Below are 18,412 nucleotides of genomic sequence, written 5' to 3'. Positions count from 1 at the left end.
ACCGGGCGACGGCGTTGACGTCGGGAAATGCGAAACACGCTTTTCCCGATCAGGTGAACTCCGGAGTTCGGGGTAACGTCCGGCATTCCGCGACGACGCCCCAGCTGATCGAGTGTTGCCGGGAAACCGGCGGAACCCTCAGTAGGGTGACGAAGCTCCATCCCCTTTCTCCCCCACAAACAGGATGCGGAAACTTGCTCAGGAAATACGCCGCGCTGGCCAGCGTCATGCTGGTCACCGCGATCACGGTGTCCGTCCCCTCGCCCGCCGCGACCGGCTTTCTGCTGCCCGATCTGCGCCAGGCCCCGCCGGGCTGCGCGGGCGGTTTCGGCGGCGACCCCGTCACGTGCACGGACTGGGACGTCTGCCTGGTGATCGACCCGGACAAGCCGGGTGGCACATGCGTCCCAGGCGGACTGGCGCACGCGGCCCGGCTGCGTTTCACCAGCTCCGAGGACAACATCGGTGAAGGTCCGCTGCTGCTCTACGGCCACCGTGACAACACCGGCCAGGACAAGATGTCCGTGCGGCAGGCGCTTCGCACCAAGGACGGCTGGATCCCACCGGACTACAGCTCGGCGCAACGGCCCACCGACGCCTTCACCTACTACGAACCGGCGCGGGACCACCGGCACTGGCACCTGATGAACTTCGAGCACTTCGCGCTGGTCTCGAAGCAGGGCACCGTGGTGGTGCGCGACCGGAAGAACGGCTTCTGCCTCGGCGACCGCTACCGCGTCCCGGACGCCGACCGGCTGGGCCGCGTACCCGGCGACAGCGGTCCCGACGGTGAACTCGCCAAGCGCTTGCGCGACAACATGTGCGGTCACCACGAACCGTCGGCGCTGGAGGTCGTCGAGGGCATCTCGGTCGGTTCCGGCGACGACTACAAGTACACAGTGGACTACCAGTGGCTGGACATCACCGGCGTGGCCTCCGGGGTCTACGACCTGGTCAACACGGTCAACAGCGACCGGACGCTGGCGGAACTGGACTACGGGAACAACGCCTCGTCGGTGGCCGTGTCGATCCAGTGGCCCTCGGGTCCGCCGACGCCGAACCAGAAGATCGGCACCGCGCCGGTGGTGGAGTTCCTGCGCAGCTGCCCGGGCCGTCCCCGGTGCGCGTGATTTCGGTGTAGGTACGGAAAAGGGCTCCCGGCGCGTGCCGGGAGCCCTTTTTTCGCGCGAGGACAGCGAATCAGTTGTCCTGGATGCTGCCGCCGTCGACCACGCCGCCGCTGGCGCAGTTGTACGGGTTCTCACCCTCGGCCTGGTTGACACCCGGCGAGAGGATCGGGATGCCGATGCCGTTGGCGACGTCGTGCACCGGCACCTGGACGCCCAGCACGTTGATGTTGTTGTCGCACACGCCGACGACCGCGTTGACGTTGTGCAGCACGTCAAGGTTGTTCAGGTTGAGCAGGCCGACCTGGTCGTCGTGCTCGACCGGGGGCGCGACCTCACCGGCGGAGGCGACACCACCGAACATCATGAGGCCCACGCCGACGGAACCGATCGCGGCACCGAATTTCTTCAGCAAAGTTGTCTCCTTAAGAAGTGGAACGCCGGGTGCGGCAGGCGACCGCCACAGCAGCGCCGCTTCGGGACGGTACTGGACCGTAACGGTGAGTGTCGACGCGATTACCCCTTTAGAGACCGCGCTCAGCCTGCTGACCACGCCTTGACTCACCCGATCGGGAGAAATCGGGGACGGCGTCGTCCGCGGAAGGGGCCGGAACCGGTGCGTATCAACGACTTCACCGCGTGCTAGGGCCACCTGGAGTGGCCGATGCCCCCCGAGGCGAATGAACGGCCCCTCCAGGCGGCAAGATCATCCTGCCGCAGGCGCGCGGGATCCGCGCCGCGAAGACCACGAGTCGGGGGACCCCCGGGGAGCGTTTTGACGGCCGGGCCCCGCGCCTGGGACCCGGCCGCACCACCGCTCGAACCTCGGGGGGCTGGGATTCGAACGACTCCAGTTTACTAATGAGTAAGTTTCAAGAGAACTACCCGATCCGGCGAACCATGCCTCTGCGTTCGAGTCAGACCCACATGGCGGTGCTGGGCGCGCTGACCATCGAGCCGATGACGGGATACGCCCTGCGCCAAGCCATCCGGGACGTGCTCGGGCACTTCTGGAGCGAAAGCTTCGGCCAGATCTACCCGGCGCTCGCCGAGCTGGAACGCCAGGGCTTCGTCACCCGCGACGGCCCCGACACGACCTTCACCATCACCGACGAAGGCACCCGCCACCTGCGCGACCTGCTCAGCCAGCCGATCCAGGCCACGCCACCCCGCAACGGCCTGCTGCTGCGCTTGTTCCTGGGCCGCACCCTGGGCGTCGAGGCCTGCCGAACCCTTCTCACCACCGCCAAAGCCGACGCGCGACAACGGCTCCAGGAGTTCGACGCCCTGGCCGAGGAGATGGCCGCCGAACCGGAGCACGCCGCCAACACCCCGTTCTGGCAACTCACCGTCTCCGCCGGCCGCCACAGCGCCCACGCCGCCATCGCCTGGGCCGACGAAAGCCTGGCCGCCCTCTCCCACGTCGAATGACCCCGGGGAGGGACACAAATGTGGCTTTGGGGGCGCTTTCCGCCCCCAAAGCCACATTTGTGTCCCCCTCGCGGCCGCGACTCGCCGCGCACCCGGCCGATGAAGGCCGCCCCAAAGCGGCGATCGCGCCCGAGATTGGTGACAGGAGTTGACCATGCTCATCGATGAAGCCGTGGCCACGGTGGCGGCCGTGGGGCTCCTCCTCGCCGCGCTGTGCTTCCTCACCGCCCGCGGCTGACCGCACCGTCCCACGCACAACGGAAGCCGACCGTCGCGGAGCGGGCTTGGCCCAGGCCCGGCAGCAGCAGTTTCACGCTGTAGTCCGGCGCCCGGCGCCCGCCTTCGACGTACCAGTCGGCGCCTTCCGCGCGGTAGTCACTGCCACCCTTGAGCATGACGAACCGCGTGCGGCCGTCCGAGTGTTCGCTTTCGGTCCAGTTCCACACGGCCGGTTCACCACGACGCAAGCCGCCCGTTTCGCCGGCCAGTTGCCATTCGTCCTCGGTCGGCAGCCTGCCGCCGCGCCAGGCGCAGTAGGCCCGGGCGTCGTCGAGGTCGACGCGGGTGACCGGTTCGTGCTCGCGGCCGGACGGTGGGGCGCCCTCGACCCAGTGCGCGAGGAAGCGGTGCGGTTGAGCCGGGCGGTAGTCCGTGGCCGCCAGGAACTCGGCGAACTGCGCGTTGGTCACCTCGGTCGCCGCGACGGCCACCTCGGCAGCGAGTTCTCCGTCGCGCTGCAGGGTCCGGGCGTCATGCAGCCGCGGTGGCAACGGCTTCCACTCGTCCACGTACGGCGCACCCTGGTACATCCCGGTTTCCCTGGCCCGATACCGGACCGTCAGCACATAGGGCCCGGCAGGCACCACGACCGCATCCGGCTCGGCGACCCCGTTAGTCCTCTGTGGATGGACACGGGTAGCGAGCCGATGCGGGAAGCGCGCATCGGGATCGTGCGGCACGTCCACCAGCTCGCGTACCCAAGCCGGTTCCGCAATCCTCGGCTCGACGCGGAGGAAAGCGTTGATCCCGCGTGCCGGGACCGGTCCGGGGAAGAGCGCGACCACCGAATCCAGCACCGGGCCGGAGTAATCCTGGTCTCCGCGGTTGACGACTGTCCACAGTGTCACGCCGTCGAGTTCCCAGCGGGACGCGTAGATTCCGGCCGCCTCGGCCTCCGGCGCCAGTTCCGCGAGCGGCGTCCACTCACCCTCGAGCAGCAGGTCCCCGGCCGCGCGCTGGACGCTGGTCATGCGCCGGACGGTGGCGGCGTCTCGCGCGGACCAGCCGACCCACACCCCGAACACCACCTCCCACACCATCACGCCGACCCCGTTGAGCCACGCCGACTGCAGTTCCTCGGAGTGGTCGCGGTGCCAGCGCCGGATGTGGTGCTGCATGTGCCGCCGTTCGTACCAGTGCGCGCGCAGCACGCCCGGCACCGGCGAGTCCGCGAAGAACTGCGCCCACGAGCACGCGTGGTCCTCGATGCGCTCGACGGCCAGCTTCGACTCGCCTTCCAGCACGATCCCCGGCCGCGCGCGTTCGAGCCGTTCGACGAACTCGGGTTCCGCCTTCTTCAGCGTGTCCAGGAAGACCCCGTCCGCACCGAGGTCGGCGACGAGCGACGCCAGCTCGTCCACGTCCTCACCACCGCGACGCGTGCCGACGTCCCACGGGTTGTAGTCGACGAACACCCGCAGCCCCGCCGAGTGCAGCGCGCCGATCAGCTCGGGAAGCCCCGGCACGTCACGATAGAAGTCCCACTGGTTGCGGTCGTCGAGGCCGATCACCGGGTAGGCGTGCCACAGCACCACCGCGTCGAGGCCGCCGAAGCGGTCCCGCGCGTCGGCGAGGAAGCGGTCGGGAGTGAACCGGCCTTCGCCGAACGAATAGAGCAGCTCGTCCCACAGCCACACCTGCGCCACCGTGTAGCAGCGAGCCGCCCAAGCCGCGCCGGGACGCTCGTAGGCCGCGCCCGTGTGCCCGTGGCGGACCCGCGCGTCCTCCCGCCACTGCCGCAGCCGCTCACGCCACGCCGGCCGGTCCGCCGGATCCGCCGGGCCGCTGAAGATCTTCGCCTCGTCCAGGCCGGCGAGCGGGCCGTCGGCGGGCACCTCGGTCGGCCGGTCGATGGGCCGGGGGACGAGCGGGTCGAACGTGGAGGTCATCGTGCCTTTCCTCGGGCCGCGGCTACTTCTCCGACGGTCGGAACGACGGCCTGCGCGCCTCGCCGGGTGACCGAAAGCGCGGCCGCCACGCAGGCCAGTCGCGCGGACTCGGCGAGGTCCAGCCCCCGTGCCAATGACGCCGCGAGCACACCGCAGAAGGTGTCACCGGCGCCCGTGGTGTCGACGGCGTCGACCTGGATCCCCGGGATGCGCACAGGTTCGCTGCCCCGCCTGGCGACGAGGCAGCCTTCGGCGCCGAGGGTGACGACGGCGGCGGGCACACGCTCGAGCAGGGCCTCCGGGGTGCCCGCCAGGTCGGCGGCTTCGTGCTCGTTGACCACCAGCAGGTCGAGGGTGTGCCACAGGTCGTCGGGCAACTCCCGCGTGGGCGCCGCGTTGAGCACCATCAGCGCACCCGGGTTCCGCGCCGACGCGGCCGCGCGGACCGCGTCGAGCGGGATCTCCAGTTGCGCGAGCACCACGTCCGCCAAGGCGATACGAGCGGTCTGCGCGGTGCCGAGGTCGAGCCGCGAGTTGGCGCCCGGCGCGACCACGATCGCGTTCTCCCCGCTCGGCGCCACGGTGATCAACGCCGTGCCCGTCGGTGCGCTGACCAGCTGCACCAGGTCGACGCGCACCCCGGCGTCCCGCAGCGAATCGAGCAGCAGCTCCGCGGCTTCGTCGCGGCCGAGCGCGCCGACGAAGGTGGTGTCCGCGCCACCCGCGAGCGCGGCTGCGACGGCCTGGTTCGCGCCCTTGCCACCGGGGCTCCGGCGCAGGTCACCGCCGAGCACCGTCTCCCCCGCGCCCGGCGTGCGCGGCACGTCGACGACCAGGTCGACGTTCGCCGAGCCGACCACCACCACGCTCATGACCGCATCAGCGCCGCCGTGCGGGCCGCCAGGTCGGCGATGCGTTGGTCCCCGCCGGGCAGCGAGGTCGCGATCCGGCCGTCGAGCGGCTTCACCCACTGCTCCCCGATGCCCTCGACCCCGCGCAGGGCACCGACGACCCCGCCGACCGTGGCGGCCGCCGAGTCCGTGTCCCAGCCCGCGGTCACCGCGATCGACACGCTCGCCCCGAACTCCCCGTCCCCCTTGGCGAGCGCGTACGCGATGACCGCGGCGTTGTTGAGCACGTGCACCCAGTGCAGGTGACCGTATTCGGCGTGCAGCCGGTCGAGTCCGGTTCGGACGTCACCCACCGCAGCCGCGTCACGGCCGATCCGCACGGCACGGGCGAGTTCACTGCCCGGCGGGACAACGGTTCCAGCCGCTTCCAGGACATTGTGGACGGTGTCGCAGACCATCGCCGCCGAACACAGGGCCGCGGCCCACATCGCGCCGTACACCCCGTTGCGCGTGTGGCTCAGCCGGGCGTCGGTGTAGGCCAGCCGGGCGGCCTCGCGCACGTCACCCGGTGACACCCAGCCGAACACGTCGGTGCGGATCAGCGCGCCGATCCATTCGCGGAACGGGTTGTGGTGCGTCGCCGTCTCCGGCACCGGCCGGGCGTCGAGGATGTTGCGGTACGCGGCCCGCTCGGCGGTGAACACGCGGCCCGCGGGGAGGTTGTCGAGCCACAACTGCGCGACATCGTCGGTGGTGAACCCGCGTCCGCGCTGTTCGAGCAGGGCCAGCGCGAGGATCGGGTAGTTGAGGTCGTCGTCCTCCGGCATCCCGTCGATGTTCTCTTCGAGGGAGGTCGGGGCCGATCGGCGGTTCCACGGCCACCGCGCCGCCACGTCATCCGGCAGGCCTTCCGCGGTGAACCAGCGGTCGAGCGGCCACCGTCCGGTCGCCCGCAGGATCTCCTCGATGCCCTCGCGCGGGATCTTCTCCACCGGCTTGCCGAGCAGGCAGCCCGCCGCGCGCCCCGTCCACGCGCCGAGCAGGCGATCTCCTCCCCCGGTGGGCAGATCCGGCGCGTCCGGGAGTGAGGCGACTATGGCTTCCCAGGGCTCGTCCGGCGTCGCGAGCGCGCCCAGTTCGTCGAGCAGGGTCCGGGCCAGTGCCCGCAGTTCCGGCGACGCGGGCCGTGGCCCGGCACCACTGACGGCGGGCTCCGGATCGCCGCCCGCTTCGGTCCAGCGCGCCCGGATAGCCGTGACGTCCTTGCCCTCCGCGGCGGACTGGACCAGTTCGTGGGCGAGCAGGTCCTCCGGCTGGGCCCAGGTCAGCCTCACGCCCGCGCTCCCGTTTCGAGCGCGTCCAGTGCCGAAAGACGGGCGAGCGCCCGTTCGCGGTCGGCGCGGAGGATGTCCGCCGCCGCCGAGGCCATCAGCACGCCGGTCTCCCGGATGTCCATGCGGCTGGCCTCGCTCACCGCGTCGAGCCACTCCCCCGGCACGGCCGCGGTCCCGCCGAGGCCGGCGCAGATCGCGCCCGCCATGGTGGCGATCGAGTCGGCGTCCCGGCCGTAGTTCACCGACGCGAGGACCGCGCCCCGGTAGTCGCCGTGGTGCGCCAGCACGAACGCCAGCGCCGCCGGAAGCTCCTCAATGGACTTGGTGCGCGACGGCCGCCGCGCGTCCATCGACATCTGCCGGTACTGCGGGCCCACCGAATCGAACGGCGCGACGGTTTCCCGCACCAGCCGGGCCAGCTCCCGCTCCTCGTCGTCCGTGCTCGGTGGCTGCGCCCAGGTGCCGAACCTGTCCACGACCGCCCGCAACGCCTCCGCCGTGCCGTCGTGGGCCACGTCGAGGGCGGCCGTGACCACGTCGCCGACACTCGCCCCGGGTGCGACCGAAGCGGCGACCATCGCGGCCACCACCCCGGCGGCCTCACGGCCGTAGCTCGACTGGTGCGCCCCGGTCAGGTCGATCGCCTCGGCGTAGGCACCCCGCGGATCACCCGCGTTCGCGATGCCCACCGGCGCGACGTACATGGCCGCACCGCAGTTCACCACGTTGCCCACGCCCGCCTCACGCGGGTCCACGTGTCCATAGTGGAGCCTCGCGACGATCCACTTCTCCGCCAGGAACACGCGCTGCAGCAGCAACGCCGTGGTCTCCAGCTCGGGCACCCAGCGCGGCTCGCCGATCATCAGCGGCACCAGGTCCTCGGCCATCGCGTAGGCGTCGAGGTGGGTGCGGCGCTGGGCGTAGACCTCGACCAGCGCGCGGGTCATCAGCGTGTCGTCGGTGATGTGCCCGTCGCCCTTGTGGTACGGCGCGATCGGCCGCGCGTCCCGCCAGTCCGGGTACCACGGCCCGACGATGCCGGTGACCCGGCCACCGTGCCGCTCTTCGATCTGCTCGGGCGTCCACCCCTCGGTGGCACCGCCGAGGGCGTCCCCCACCGCCGCGCCCGCGATCACCGCGACGGCCCGGTCTTCCAGCCAGGTCACCGAATCTGCTCCTCTTCCTACCTGCTGATGTTCTGCCAGCCGTCACGCAACTGGCTCGCCAGCCCGGCGGCATCGATCTTCTGCGCCAGGAACTGCTGGTACGCCGGAGTCGCGACGGTGTCCTTCCACTGCGCGTACTTGTCCGCGAACACGTACGGCGCCGAGGTCAGGTGCTGCCCGGACGACAGGATGACGTCCCAGCCGTTCTTCGTCCCCACCTTCGCGGCCAGCGCCTCGCGCGCCGAGTTCGTCGGCGGGATCAGGCCGTCGGCCTCGTTGATCGCGGCCAGGTTCTCCGTGCTGGTGAAGAAGTCGATGAACGCGGCGGCCTGCTCGACGTGCGCGGAGTCCTTGTTCACCGACAGCGTCTGCGCGCTGCTCGCCTGCGCCGGGCCCGCCGGACCGGCGAGCGGCGGCAGCACCGCCCAGTCGAAGCCCTGCGGCGCGTCCTTGGCGATGTTCGCGGCCTGGTAGGAACCCTGGATGGTCATCGCGACCTGGCCGCCGTAGAACGGGGCGAGCGCCTTCGTGCCGGACTGCGTCAGCGTCACCGGCAGGATCGACTTGTCCTCGTACGCCATCGCGTTGACCAGCTGCGGCAACGCCATCTCGCCCTCGCCGATGCTGACGCTCATCGCGTCGCCGGTGCCCTCGAAGTACTTGCCGCCGAACGCGGGCGCCATCGCCACGAACGACGCGGTCGGGCTGGACAGACCCCAGCCGAGGCCGAACTTGCCGTCCTTCGTGGTCGCCTTGGCGATCTCGCGCAGCTGGTCCCAGGTCATCGTCGGCCCGGTCGGGATCGTCACCCCGGCCTGCTGCAGCAGCGCCTTGTTCGCGAAGACCACATAGGACTGGACCTCGGTCGGGTAGGCGATCACCTGCCCGTCCACGGTCACCGAGTCGAGCACGCCCTTGGTCACGTCGGCGCGCTTGGCTTCGGGCAGGTACGGGGTCAGGTCGGCGACGTAGCCGTCCTTGGCGAAGGGCACGATGCCCGCCGCCTCGTAGTGGATGACGTCCGGCGCGCTGCCCGCGTTGAACTGCGTGATCAGCTTGTCGTAGACGCCGTCCCAGCCCGCCTGCACGATTTCGACCTGCGTGTCGGGGTGCGTCCGGTTCCACTCGTCGACGGTCTTCTTCGTCTGCTCGATGGCGCCCGGCTGGTCCGAAAGGGACTGGAAGGTCAGCTTGACCGGGCCCGAGTCCCCGCTTTCCCCGCTTCCGCAGGCGGTCAGCACCACACCGAGCAGGCAGGCGGCGAGCGCCGCGTGTCGAATCTTCATTGACCGACCTTTCGCGTTCTGTTGGAGGTCATCCCTTCACCGCCCCGGCCATCAGCCCACCGGTGAGCCTCCGGCGCAGGAGGGTGAAGAAGACGATGCTGGGGATCGCGGCGAGCACCGCGCCGGCGGCGAGCGGCCCGAGCGAGACCTTGCCCTCACCGCCGATGAACATGTTGAGCGTGATCGGCAGGGTGTAGTTCTCCGGCGACTGCAGCAGCACCAGCGCGAAGAAGAACTCGTTCCACGAGGAGACGAAGCTGAACATCGCCGTGGCGACCACCCCGGGGGCCAGCAGCGGGAAGACGATGGTGCGCAGCACGCGCAGCCGCGTCGCGCCGTCCATCGCCCCGGCTTCCTCCAGTTCCACCGGGATCGCCGCGACGTAACCCTGCAGCATCCACAGCGCGAACGGCAGCATGTAGGTGGTGTGCACCAGGGTCAGCCCGACCAGGCTGTCGGTCAGCCCCAGCGTCCGCAGGATGAGGAACAGCGGCAGGATGATCAGCACCACCGGGAACACCTGGCTGACCAGGATCCAGCCGATGCCCGCCAGCCGCACCTTGCCCTTGAGCCGGGCCAGCACGTAGGACGCGGGCAGCGCGATCAGGATGACCAGCGCGGTGGACGCCAGCGCCACGCCGAGGCTGTTGCCCGCCGAGCGGACCAGCCCCTGCCGGTCGAGCGCCTCGGAGTAGTTCTGCCAGTGCCACTGCTCCGGCAGCAGGCTGACGGTCAGTGAGTTCAGCTCCCCGGAGGACTTCACCGAGGCCGAGATGAGCCACAGCAACGGGAAGCCGAGGAACAGGATGTAGAGCGCCAGCGCCAGGTACTGGGCCGGCCGCACGAGCGCCCGCACGGCTCACCGCCCCCTTTCCGCGCGGTCGTCGCGGAACTGCGCGCGCAGGTAGATGGCCAGGATGGCGACGATCAGCAGCACCAGCACCACGCCCATCGCGGCGGCCTGGCCGATCTCGCGGTTCTTGAACGCCTCGAGGTAGACGAAGAGCACCGGGACCATCGTCTTGCCGCCCGGCCCGCCCGCGGTGAGCACGTAGACCAGCGAGAACGAGTTGAAGTTCCAGATGAAGTTGAGCGAGGTGATCGAGGTGACGATCGGGCGCAGGCTCGGCCAGGTCACCGCGGTGAACCGGCGCCAGGCGCTCGCCCCGTCCACCGCGGCGGCCTCGTGCAGTTCGGCCGGGATCTGCTGCAGCCCGGCCAGCAGCGTCACCGTGGTCTGCGGCATGCCGACCCACACGCCGACGACGATCACCGCGGGCAGCGCGGTGGCGAAGTCCCCGAGCCAGTTGGTGTCCGCGGGCAGGCCGATTCCGCCGAGGAAGGCGTTGAGCGGACCGCCGTTGGCCGAGTAGATCATCTGCCACATGATCGCCACGACCACCGGTGGCATCGCCCACGGCACCAGTGCGAGCACCCGGGTCAGGCCTTCGAACCGGAGCCCGGAGTTCAGCAGGAGCGCCAGCCCCATGGACGCCGCGAGCTGCAGCACGGTGACGCCGACCGTCCAGATGAGACCGATGCGCAGGGAATCCCAGAACAGGTCGTTGCCGACGAGCTTGCCGAAGTTGTCCAGCCCGGTGAAGGCGTAGTCGGGATTGCGCACCAGGCGGGCGTCGGTGAACGCGAGCGCCACGCCGATCACCAGCGGGGCGACGCTGAGCACCAGGATCGGGATCAGCGACGGCAGCACCAGCCCGATCGCCTCCCGGCGGCGGGCCCGCGCCTGTGGCGTGCTCATGGCGCACCTCCCGTGGATTCGCGGACCACCAGTTCGGGCGGAACGGCGACCTGCTCGACCGCGCTGTCCGGGTCGTCGGCGAGCCGCAGCATCAACTTCGCCGCCGCCCGCCCGCGCTCGGTCGAGCCGAGGGAAACGCTGGTGAGGCTGGGCAGGAACACCCGCCCGATCTCGGTGTCGTCCATGCCGGTCACCGCGACGTCCTCCGGCACCGACAGGCCGCGCTCGCGCACCGCGCGGATCACGCCGATGGCGAGCAGGTCGTTGGCGGCCACGACGGCGTCGAGTTCGGCGCGCGCGAGCAGGCGGCGCGCGGCTTCGAGACCGGCGGCCACGGTGAAGTCGTCCGCGATCTCCACCTCGGTCCGGTCGGTGTGCACGGCCGCGTCGAACCCCCGCTGCCGGGCGGCGCCCGGGGTGGTGTCGAGCGGGCCGTTGAGGAAGCCGATGCGGCGGCGGCCGATCGCGTGCAGGTGCCCGACCGCCTGGCCGATGCCGCCCGCCGAGTCCGTGGACACCGAGCTGATGCCGTGGTCGTCCAGCGCCCGGCCGATCACCACGACCGGCACCGGCGCCTCCTGGATCTCGCGGACCAGCCGGTCGTCGGTGCGCAGCGGGCTGACGATCAGGCCGTCGACCACGCCGCTGCCGAGACTCGCGACCAGGTCGACGGTGGAGGTGGCGGTGTCGCCGGTCGACATGACCACCACGCGGTACCCACGCGGCGCCAGCACCTCGTGGATCGCGCGCATCATCTCGACGTACACGGGGTTGCCGATGTCCGCGACCGCGAACGCCACCTGGAAGGTCTTCTTCAGCCGCAGGGACCGGCCGATGGCGTCGGGGCTGTAGCCGAGTTCGGCCGCGGCGGCCCGCACGCGCTCGACCATCGCCGGGCTCGCGCCGGTGCCGTGCAGGGCGCGGGAGGTCGAGGCCAGTGAGACCCCGGCACGGTGCGCCACCTGCATCAGCGTGGCGCGCGTTGACGTCATCGTCGCTCTACCTCGGGAGGATCTTCGGGCTGGAAACGTTTCCAGTCACGCTCGGTGCTTGCTGGAAACGTTTCCAACGTGGGTTGACCGGAATACTTGCACCCGGATGGCGTAGGAGTCAACCAGCCAGAAAAATCTTCGGGTCGCTGCAAAATCCGGGGTGGCCGTTCGTGGAGGTAGCGATCGGCCGGACCGACCGGCCCTCGCCACCGAGGAGCACCGCGATGACCACCTCCCTCCCGACCCGGGCAGGCACCACCTCCACCGCCGCCGAACTGACCGCCGACCGGGTGACGAAGTCGCTGCTCGGCTACGGCGTGCTCGCCGGTCCGGTGTACGTGGTGGCCGCGCTCGTGCAGAGCGCGTTCCGCGACGGTTTCGACCTCACCCGGCACGCCTGGAGCCAGCTCGCGGTCGGCGACTTCGGCTGGATGCAGGTGACGAACCTGGTGGTCACCGGACTGATGGTGCTCGCGTTCGCGGCCGGGCTGCGGCGGGCGCTGCGGACCGGTCCGGCGGCCTCGTGGGCGCCGGCGCTGATCGGCGTCTTCGGGGTGAGCATGGTCGTCGCCGGAGCATTCCCCGTCGACGCACTGGGCACCGAGTCGATGAGCACGAGCGCGCTGATCCACTTCGCCGCGGGCGGGATCGGCTTCCCGTGCCTGGCCGCCGGACTGCTGGTGCTGGCCCGCCGCCTCTCCCGCGAGGGATTCGCCCGGCACGCGCTGGCCACCCGGATCATCGCCCCGCTGTTCCTCCTGTCGTTCGTGGGCATGGCTTCCGGTGCGCTCGGGATCCTCGCCTTCGTCGCCGGGGTGGTCGGCGTGTTCGGGCTGGTCGCCGTGCTCGCGGTGCACCGCTACCGTCAGATGCCCGACACCGACGGCTGAGTAGCCTCCGGCAACCCCCATCCCGAACCGATCAAGGAGAGAACCGATGCGCTACCTCGTCGTCCTCGAAGCCACCCAGCCCGACACCCCGCCGCCCGACGAGCTGATGGCCGGGATCATGCAACTCGGCGCGGAAGCCACGCAGTCCGGCGCGCTGATCGAGAACGCGGGCCTCGCCCCGAGCGCCGCGGGCGCGAAGGTCGTCCTCGACGCCGACGGACTGTCCATCACCGACGGTCCCTTCGCCGAGTCGAAGGAGATGATCAGCTACGCCGTCTACGACACCCGCACCAAGGAGGAAGCGGTGGAGTGGACGCGGCGCTTCCTCGCGCTGCACGCCGAGCACTGGCCGGGCTGGCACGGCGAAGCGCGGGTGCTCAAGGTGTTCGGCCCCGAAGACTTCCCCGGGGCCTGAGTGGCTGCCACCGCGGACCGTCCGGCGACCGGGCGTGGCGCCGTCGAAGCGATCTGGCGGATCGAATCCGCCCGGTTGATCGCGGCACTCGCCCGGTTCACCGGAGACCTCGGCCTCGCCGAGGACCTCGCCCAGGACGCACTGGTCGCGGCGCTCGAACGCTGGCCGGCGGCCGGGCTGCCGCCCAATCCAGGAGGCTGGCTGATGACCGTGGCCAAGAACCGCGCGGTGGACCTGTTCCGCCGCGACGCCACACACCAGCGTGCTGTCGAATCCCTCGGGCACGACGTGGCGCGGACCGCCGTGCCCGCCGCCGACGAGAAACTCGACGACAACCCGGTCGGCGACGACGAACTCGGGCTCCTGTTCGCCGCCTGCCACCCCGAGCTCAAACGGGAGTACCGGATCGCGCTGACCCTGCGCTGCCTGGCCGGGCTGAGCACCCACGAGATCGCCTCCGCGTTCCTGGTGCCGGACCCGGTGATCGGCCAGCGCATCTCACGGGCCAAGAAGACCCTGCGGGACAAGGGCATCCGGCTGGACCTGCCGTCCTCTGAGTACCTGCACGCGCGGCTGGCGTCCGTGCTGGAGGTGATCTACCTGATCTTCAACGAGGGCTACAGCGCCACGTCCGGCGAGCACTGGATGCGCCCGGAACTCAGCAACGACGCCCTCCGGCTCGCCCGGCGCACCGCGGCGCTGGCCCCCGACCTCGCCGAGGCGCAGGGATTGCTGGCGCTGCTCGAACTCACCCAGGCCCGTGCCCCCGCGCGGCACGATCGGGACGGCACGCCGGTACTCCTGCAGGACCAGGACCGCCACCGCTGGGACCGCCTGCTGATCCGGCGCGGCATGGCGGCGTTGGCACGGGCTCACCGGCTCGGCTCCGCGGGCCCGTATGTGCTGCAGGCAGCCATCGCCGGCTGCCACGCCCTCGCCCCCACCGCCGCGGACACCGACTGGACGCGGATCGCCGGCCTCTACGACGTCCTGGACCGGCTGCGCCCCAACCCGGTCGTCACCGTGAACCGCGCCATGGCCCACGGCCACGCCGACGGCCCACTCGCCGGACTGGCCATCCTGGCGACCCTGCCCCCGGACACGCTGGACGACTACGCGCAACGCCACGCCGTGGAAGCCGAACTGCTCGCCATGGCCGGACGCCACTCGGAGGCCCGCTCCGCCTACGCCCGAGCCGCCGCCCTCACCCAGAACCACGCCGAACGCACCCTCCTCCACCTCCGCTCCGCCACCACCACGCCCCCCTGAGCCGGACGCGAGTGTGGAACTCGGCTACCTGAGTGCAGAACTCGGCTGCAGGAGTGTGTAACTCGGCTTCCTGAACGTGAGACTCGCCCGGGACACGCTGGATCCGGCGAGTCCCACGTTCCCGCACCCGAACCCCACGTTCAGGAAGCCGAACCCCACACTCGGGAAGCCGAGTCACGCGTTCAGGCAGCCGAGTTCCACGTCAGGGGTCTCGAGGCCGCCAGGGTGAAGGAGCCCGGGAACGCTATGAGTGGGGCATTACTTGCGTTCGATGCAAGTAATGCCCCACTCATAGCATTGGCCCGACGCCGGACTAGCCCAGGATTTGGGTGAGGGAGGCTTCGGTCCGGGCTACTACGGCTGTCGAGTCGTCGATGAGGATGGGGCGTTCGATCAGCACCGGGTGCTCCGCCAGCAGCTGGAGCCAGCGGTCGCGGTTCGCGGCGTCCCGCGGCAGGTCGGCGAGGCCGAGTTCCTTGGCGACGGGTTCCTTCGTACGCGTGATTTCCCACGGTTCCCGGCCGAGTTTGCCGAGCACCTCGGTCAGTTCCGCGACCGTCGGCGGGGCGTCCAGGTAGCGCCGCTCGGTGTACTCCGTGCCCGCCTCGTCCAGCGCCTTCTTCGCCGCCCGCGACTTGGTGCACCGCGGGTTGTGCCAGATCTCCATGCCGTCATTCAACAGGACCGGCGCCCCGCGCGGCGTGGCGGATGAGCTTGAGCAGCTGACCCCGGAAGTGCTCGTAGTCGTCGACCGCGCCGAGCAGCAGTTCGGACTCGCGCTCCTCGCGGCGGGCCTTGGTCAGCACCCGCCTGCCCGCCGCGGTCAGCCGGACGATGGTCCGCCTGCGGTCGGCCGGGTCCGCTTCGGTGGTGACGAAGTCCGTGCGCCGCAACCGTTCGATGGTGCGGCTCATGGTCTGGTCGGTGACCTTGCACAACGTCGCCAGCTGCCGCTGGGTGTGCGTCCCGGTGTCGAGGTGGTGCAGCACGATCAACCCGGCGTGGGTGAGCTGGTGCGCGGCGAGCACGTCGTCGAACCGCGACTCCACCATCCTCGCCGCGACCGAGAGCAACCGGCCCGTGGGCCACGAGTCGACGTCGGGGTCGCTCTCGTGGCCATCGGGCACCTGCGGGCGCGTGGTTCTCGACACGCCCCCATCCTCTCACCCGGTCTCCGCGGTCACCGGCATCCCGGTGACCGGCGAGCCGGTCAGCGCCGCCACCGCCGAGGCGATCGCCGCCGAGGCCGGTGGGTAGGCGAGCTCGCCGAGACCGCCGGGCGGCAGGCCGGACGGCACGATCGTCACGTCGATCTCCGGGGCGCGGTCGATGCGGGCCCAGGCGTAGTCGGCGAACGAGGACTGCACCACCCGCCCGTCCCGCACGGTGATCTGCGCTCCGAGCACAGTGGACACCGCGTCGAGCACCCCGCCTTCGACCTGCGCGCGTACCCCGGACGGGTGCAGCGCCGTGCCGACGTCCACCGCCGCGGTCACCCGGCTGACCGCCGGCGTCCCGTCGCGGAGGCGGACGTCCGCGAGCACCGCGATGGCGGATTCGTAGTCCAGGTGGCACGCCACCCCTCTGGCCACGCCCTCGGGCCGCGGCGCCCGCTGGGCCGCCACGTCGAGCACCCGCCGCAGCCGGGAATCGACCGGCAGCAACCGCCGCCGCAGCTCGACCTGGTCCCATCCGCCGCGGTGCCCGGCCTCGGACAGGAAGCACTCCTCGGCGAAGACGAACTGCCCGGCGTAGACCGAGCGCCAGAACCCGGTGCGCAGCGGCGCCGGCCGCAGCACCACGGCCGGTGTGCCGGGGACGCGGTACGGGAAGTGGTCGCCGCTGGCCAGCACGAGGTCCGGGTTGTTGAACGCGGGCACCGAGGTGAGCGGCCAGGTCGCCACCCCGTGCGACCGCCAGCGCGGGATGCCGTCCCGCGCGAGCACCGCGGTGAGCCGGTGCGCCGACATCGGCCGGTAGGAGTCGTGCCGCGTGTCGTCGTCGCGGGTCCAGAGCACCTGGACCGGCTTGCCGAGCGCACGGGCGCAGTGAACCGCTTCGAGCACGAAGTCCACTTCGAACCGCCTGCCGAACGCACCACCGGCCAGCGTCGGCACCACGGTCACCACGGCGGGATCGAGGCCGGTCAGCTGCGCCAGCAGCCCGCGCAACCCGCCGGGGTCCTGCGTGGGCACCTCGACGACCAGCCCACCCGAAGCGGTGAACCCCGCGGTCGCGTTGAGCGGTTCCATCGGCGCGTGCGCCAGCATCGGCAGGCGGTAGGTGCGGTCGAGGCCGACCGGCCCGGGCGCGGCCGGTGGTGCCGGTACGGCGGCGGCCAGCTCCAAGATCCACTGTCGACTGTCCACAGCAGGCGTTCCACCGGTCCAGGTGACCCGCAGCGCCGCGCGCCCGGCGATCGCCGCGGCGGTCGATTCGGCGACCACCGCCACCCCGCCTTCGATGCCCCGGCCCGCCTCCAAGCGGACCACCCCGACCACGCCGGGCACCGCACGCGCCGCCGCGTCGTCCACCGCCGAGACCGTGGCGCCCAGCCACTCCGGCCGCCGCACCACGGCGACCAGCGCGTCCGGCCCGCGGGCGTCGATGCCGAACCGCGCGCGCCCGGTGGCGATGTCGGCGGCGTCCACCCGGGTGGCTTCCTTGCCCAGGAAACGCCACTGGTCCTGCGGGATCAGGGTGACCGGCACCGTGGCCGGGTCCAGCGCGGCCGCGTCGGCGGCGAGTTCGCCGTAGGACAGGCTGCCGCGCGCCGGATGGTGCACGAATCCGTCCCTGGCCTGGCATTCCTGCACGGGTACCTGCCAGCGGCCGGCCGCCGCGGCGGTGAGCAGGCACCGGGCGGTCGCCGCCGCCTTGCGCATCGGTTCGAAGAGCTGCCGTACGGAGAACGAGTTGGCGACCAGCTGCGACCCGTACTTCGCGGTGTCACCGGGCGCCTGTTCCACCTCGATGCCCTCGGGTGAAACGGAAAGCTCCTCGGCGGCGAGCAGGACCACGACCGTGCGCACGCCCTGTCCGGTGTCCGGCCGCGGCACGGTGACCACGATCCGGCCGTCGGCCATGACGCGGACGAAGACGTTCGGGACCAGGTCCGCGTCCGCTGCCGCCAGTCCCGGGATCGGCACCGCCACCAGCAGGGCCGCGGCGCCGGTGGAGATCAGGAACCCACGCCTGCTGATCATCGGTCCTCCTCCCTGGCCAGCGCGGCCGCGGCGTGCACCGCACGCCGGATCCGCGGATAGGTCCCACACCGGCAGACGTTGTCCCGCAACGCTTCGTCGATGTCCTCGTCGGTCGGCTCCGGCTTCTCCGCCAGCAGCGCCACGGTGCTCATGAGCTGGCCCGCCTGGCAGTAACCGCACTGGGCCACATCACCGGCGATCCACGCCTGTTGCGCCGGATGCCCGGCCAGCCCTTCGATCGTGGTGATCTCGCGCGCCCCGACCTCGCCGACCGGCAGCACGCAGACCCGCCGCGCCTGTCCGTCCACTAAGGACACGCAGGCCCCGCAGGCGCCGATCCCGCAACCGTACTTGGGCCCGGTCAGGCCCAGTTCGTCCCGCAGCACCCAGAGCAGCGCGGTTTCCGCCGGGACTGTCACCTCTCGCTCGGTTCCGTTGACTCGCAGCCGATACACCGGCACAGCGCCTCCGCAGCTTCGCAGGGATGGGGTCCTCAGCATGGCACTTGCTCAGCATGC

18 protein-coding genes are annotated in these 18,412 nt (G+C 71.2%); 5 read left to right on the top strand and 13 right to left on the bottom strand.

The window, feature by feature from the left end; translation table 11 throughout:
* The first annotated feature begins 194 nt into the window (after window positions 1–194).
* Window positions 195–1,130 (top strand): lysyl oxidase family protein, encoded by a 936-nt coding sequence (locus JOM49_RS20620; protein WP_209665900.1) that lies wholly within the window; start codon window positions 195–197, stop codon window positions 1,128–1,130.
* 70 nt (window positions 1,131–1,200) lie between these two features.
* Here JOM49_RS20620 and JOM49_RS20615 read toward each other — a convergent pair whose 3' ends face one another.
* A complete protein-coding gene (locus JOM49_RS20615) occupies window positions 1,201–1,542 on the bottom strand; it encodes a hypothetical protein (protein ID WP_209665899.1) in 342 nt (113 codons plus the stop codon).
* A 512-nt stretch (window positions 1,543–2,054) separates the two neighbouring features.
* On the opposite strand from JOM49_RS20615, the gene JOM49_RS20610 reads away from it, so the two are divergent.
* The gene (locus tag JOM49_RS20610; protein WP_245369393.1) at window positions 2,055–2,558 is read left to right on the top strand and encodes a helix-turn-helix transcriptional regulator; all 504 of its coding nucleotides are present in this window, start codon (window positions 2,055–2,057) and stop codon (window positions 2,556–2,558) included.
* A 221-nt stretch (window positions 2,559–2,779) separates the two neighbouring features.
* Here the strand turns inward: JOM49_RS20610 and JOM49_RS20605 are convergent, their stop codons facing one another.
* Genes JOM49_RS20605 through JOM49_RS20570 form a run of 8 tightly spaced genes read right to left on the bottom strand, consistent with a single transcriptional unit; the run spans window position 2,780 to window position 12,114 of the window.
* Complete coding sequence (locus JOM49_RS20605; protein ID WP_209665897.1) at window positions 2,780–4,726, bottom strand: SUMF1/EgtB/PvdO family nonheme iron enzyme; 1,947 nt, start codon at window positions 4,724–4,726, stop codon at window positions 2,780–2,782.
* Window positions 4,723–5,598, bottom strand: a complete 876-nt coding sequence (locus JOM49_RS20600) for a ribokinase (RefSeq protein WP_209665896.1) — start codon at window positions 5,596–5,598, stop codon at window positions 4,723–4,725. Before JOM49_RS20600 ends, JOM49_RS20605 begins: the two co-directional genes overlap by 4 nt.
* Entirely contained in the window at window positions 5,595–6,911 is a 1,317-nt protein-coding gene (locus tag JOM49_RS20595; protein WP_209665895.1) for an ADP-ribosylglycohydrolase family protein, read from the bottom strand. Before JOM49_RS20595 ends, JOM49_RS20600 begins: the two co-directional genes overlap by 4 nt.
* A complete protein-coding gene (locus tag JOM49_RS20590) occupies window positions 6,908–8,077 on the bottom strand; it encodes an ADP-ribosylglycohydrolase family protein (protein WP_209665894.1) in 1,170 nt (389 codons plus the stop codon). The genes JOM49_RS20595 and JOM49_RS20590 overlap by 4 nt, the downstream gene beginning before the upstream one ends.
* A 17-nt stretch (window positions 8,078–8,094) precedes the next feature.
* A complete protein-coding gene (locus tag JOM49_RS20585) occupies window positions 8,095–9,363 on the bottom strand; it encodes an ABC transporter substrate-binding protein (protein WP_209665893.1) in 1,269 nt (422 codons plus the stop codon).
* Between the two features lie 28 nt (window positions 9,364–9,391).
* The gene (locus JOM49_RS20580) at window positions 9,392–10,219 is read right to left on the bottom strand and encodes a carbohydrate ABC transporter permease (protein WP_209665892.1); all 828 of its coding nucleotides are present in this window, start codon (window positions 10,217–10,219) and stop codon (window positions 9,392–9,394) included.
* A gap of 3 nt (window positions 10,220–10,222) precedes the next feature.
* Complete coding sequence (locus JOM49_RS20575) at window positions 10,223–11,122, bottom strand: carbohydrate ABC transporter permease (protein WP_209665891.1); 900 nt, start codon at window positions 11,120–11,122, stop codon at window positions 10,223–10,225.
* The gene (locus JOM49_RS20570; RefSeq protein WP_209665890.1) at window positions 11,119–12,114 is read right to left on the bottom strand and encodes a LacI family DNA-binding transcriptional regulator; all 996 of its coding nucleotides are present in this window, start codon (window positions 12,112–12,114) and stop codon (window positions 11,119–11,121) included. Before JOM49_RS20570 ends, JOM49_RS20575 begins: the two co-directional genes overlap by 4 nt.
* Before the next feature lie 224 nt (window positions 12,115–12,338).
* Between JOM49_RS20570 and JOM49_RS20565 the strand changes: the two genes are divergently transcribed.
* Genes JOM49_RS20565 through JOM49_RS20555 form a run of 3 tightly spaced genes read left to right on the top strand, consistent with a single transcriptional unit; the run spans window position 12,339 to window position 14,688 of the window.
* Entirely contained in the window at window positions 12,339–13,004 is a 666-nt protein-coding gene (locus JOM49_RS20565; RefSeq protein ID WP_209665889.1) for a DUF998 domain-containing protein, read from the top strand.
* A 46-nt stretch (window positions 13,005–13,050) separates the two neighbouring features.
* Window positions 13,051–13,419 (top strand): YciI family protein, encoded by a 369-nt coding sequence (locus tag JOM49_RS20560; RefSeq protein ID WP_209665888.1) that lies wholly within the window; start codon window positions 13,051–13,053, stop codon window positions 13,417–13,419.
* Window positions 13,420–14,688 (top strand): RNA polymerase sigma factor, encoded by a 1,269-nt coding sequence (locus JOM49_RS20555; protein ID WP_209665887.1) that lies wholly within the window; start codon window positions 13,420–13,422, stop codon window positions 14,686–14,688.
* Between the two features lie 313 nt (window positions 14,689–15,001).
* On the opposite strand, the gene JOM49_RS20550 is transcribed toward JOM49_RS20555, so the two are convergent.
* From JOM49_RS20550 to JOM49_RS20535, 4 genes are read right to left on the bottom strand one after another with little or no spacing between them, the layout of a single operon-like run.
* Entirely contained in the window at window positions 15,002–15,355 is a 354-nt protein-coding gene (locus JOM49_RS20550; protein WP_209665886.1) for an arsenate reductase family protein, read from the bottom strand.
* A gap of 4 nt (window positions 15,356–15,359) precedes the next feature.
* Entirely contained in the window at window positions 15,360–15,839 is a 480-nt protein-coding gene (locus tag JOM49_RS20545; protein WP_308158805.1) for a MarR family winged helix-turn-helix transcriptional regulator, read from the bottom strand.
* A gap of 12 nt (window positions 15,840–15,851) precedes the next feature.
* Complete coding sequence (locus JOM49_RS20540) at window positions 15,852–17,894, bottom strand: xanthine dehydrogenase family protein molybdopterin-binding subunit (protein WP_209665885.1); 2,043 nt, start codon at window positions 17,892–17,894, stop codon at window positions 15,852–15,854.
* Entirely contained in the window at window positions 17,891–18,355 is a 465-nt protein-coding gene (locus JOM49_RS20535) for a (2Fe-2S)-binding protein (RefSeq protein ID WP_308158804.1), read from the bottom strand. Before JOM49_RS20535 ends, JOM49_RS20540 begins: the two co-directional genes overlap by 4 nt.
* Window positions 18,356–18,412 lie beyond the last annotated feature (57 nt).

This window comes from Amycolatopsis magusensis (assembly GCF_017875555.1).
GTDB lineage: Bacteria > Actinomycetota > Actinomycetes > Mycobacteriales > Pseudonocardiaceae > Amycolatopsis > Amycolatopsis magusensis.
Note: the sequence above shows the minus strand (reverse complement) of the source record. Positions and strands in the feature narration are given on the sequence as shown.

Coding starts and splice junctions, on each gene's coding strand:
- JOM49_RS20610 (WP_245369393.1), top strand. CDS start 2,055: ATGGCGGTGCTGGGCGCGCTGACCATCGAGCCGATGACGGGATACGCC.
- JOM49_RS20575 (WP_209665891.1), bottom strand. CDS start 11,122: ATGAGCACGCCACAGGCGCGGGCCCGCCGCCGGGAGGCGATCGGGCTG.
- JOM49_RS20550 (WP_209665886.1), bottom strand. CDS start 15,355: ATGGAGATCTGGCACAACCCGCGGTGCACCAAGTCGCGGGCGGCGAAG.
- JOM49_RS20565 (WP_209665889.1), top strand. CDS start 12,339: ATGACCACCTCCCTCCCGACCCGGGCAGGCACCACCTCCACCGCCGCC.
- JOM49_RS20605 (WP_209665897.1), bottom strand. CDS start 4,726: ATGACCTCCACGTTCGACCCGCTCGTCCCCCGGCCCATCGACCGGCCG.
- JOM49_RS20540 (WP_209665885.1), bottom strand. CDS start 17,894: ATGATCAGCAGGCGTGGGTTCCTGATCTCCACCGGCGCCGCGGCCCTG.
- JOM49_RS20560 (WP_209665888.1), top strand. CDS start 13,051: ATGCGCTACCTCGTCGTCCTCGAAGCCACCCAGCCCGACACCCCGCCG.
- JOM49_RS20600 (WP_209665896.1), bottom strand. CDS start 5,598: ATGAGCGTGGTGGTGGTCGGCTCGGCGAACGTCGACCTGGTCGTCGAC.
- JOM49_RS20570 (WP_209665890.1), bottom strand. CDS start 12,114: ATGACGTCAACGCGCGCCACGCTGATGCAGGTGGCGCACCGTGCCGGG.
- JOM49_RS20585 (WP_209665893.1), bottom strand. CDS start 9,363: ATGAAGATTCGACACGCGGCGCTCGCCGCCTGCCTGCTCGGTGTGGTG.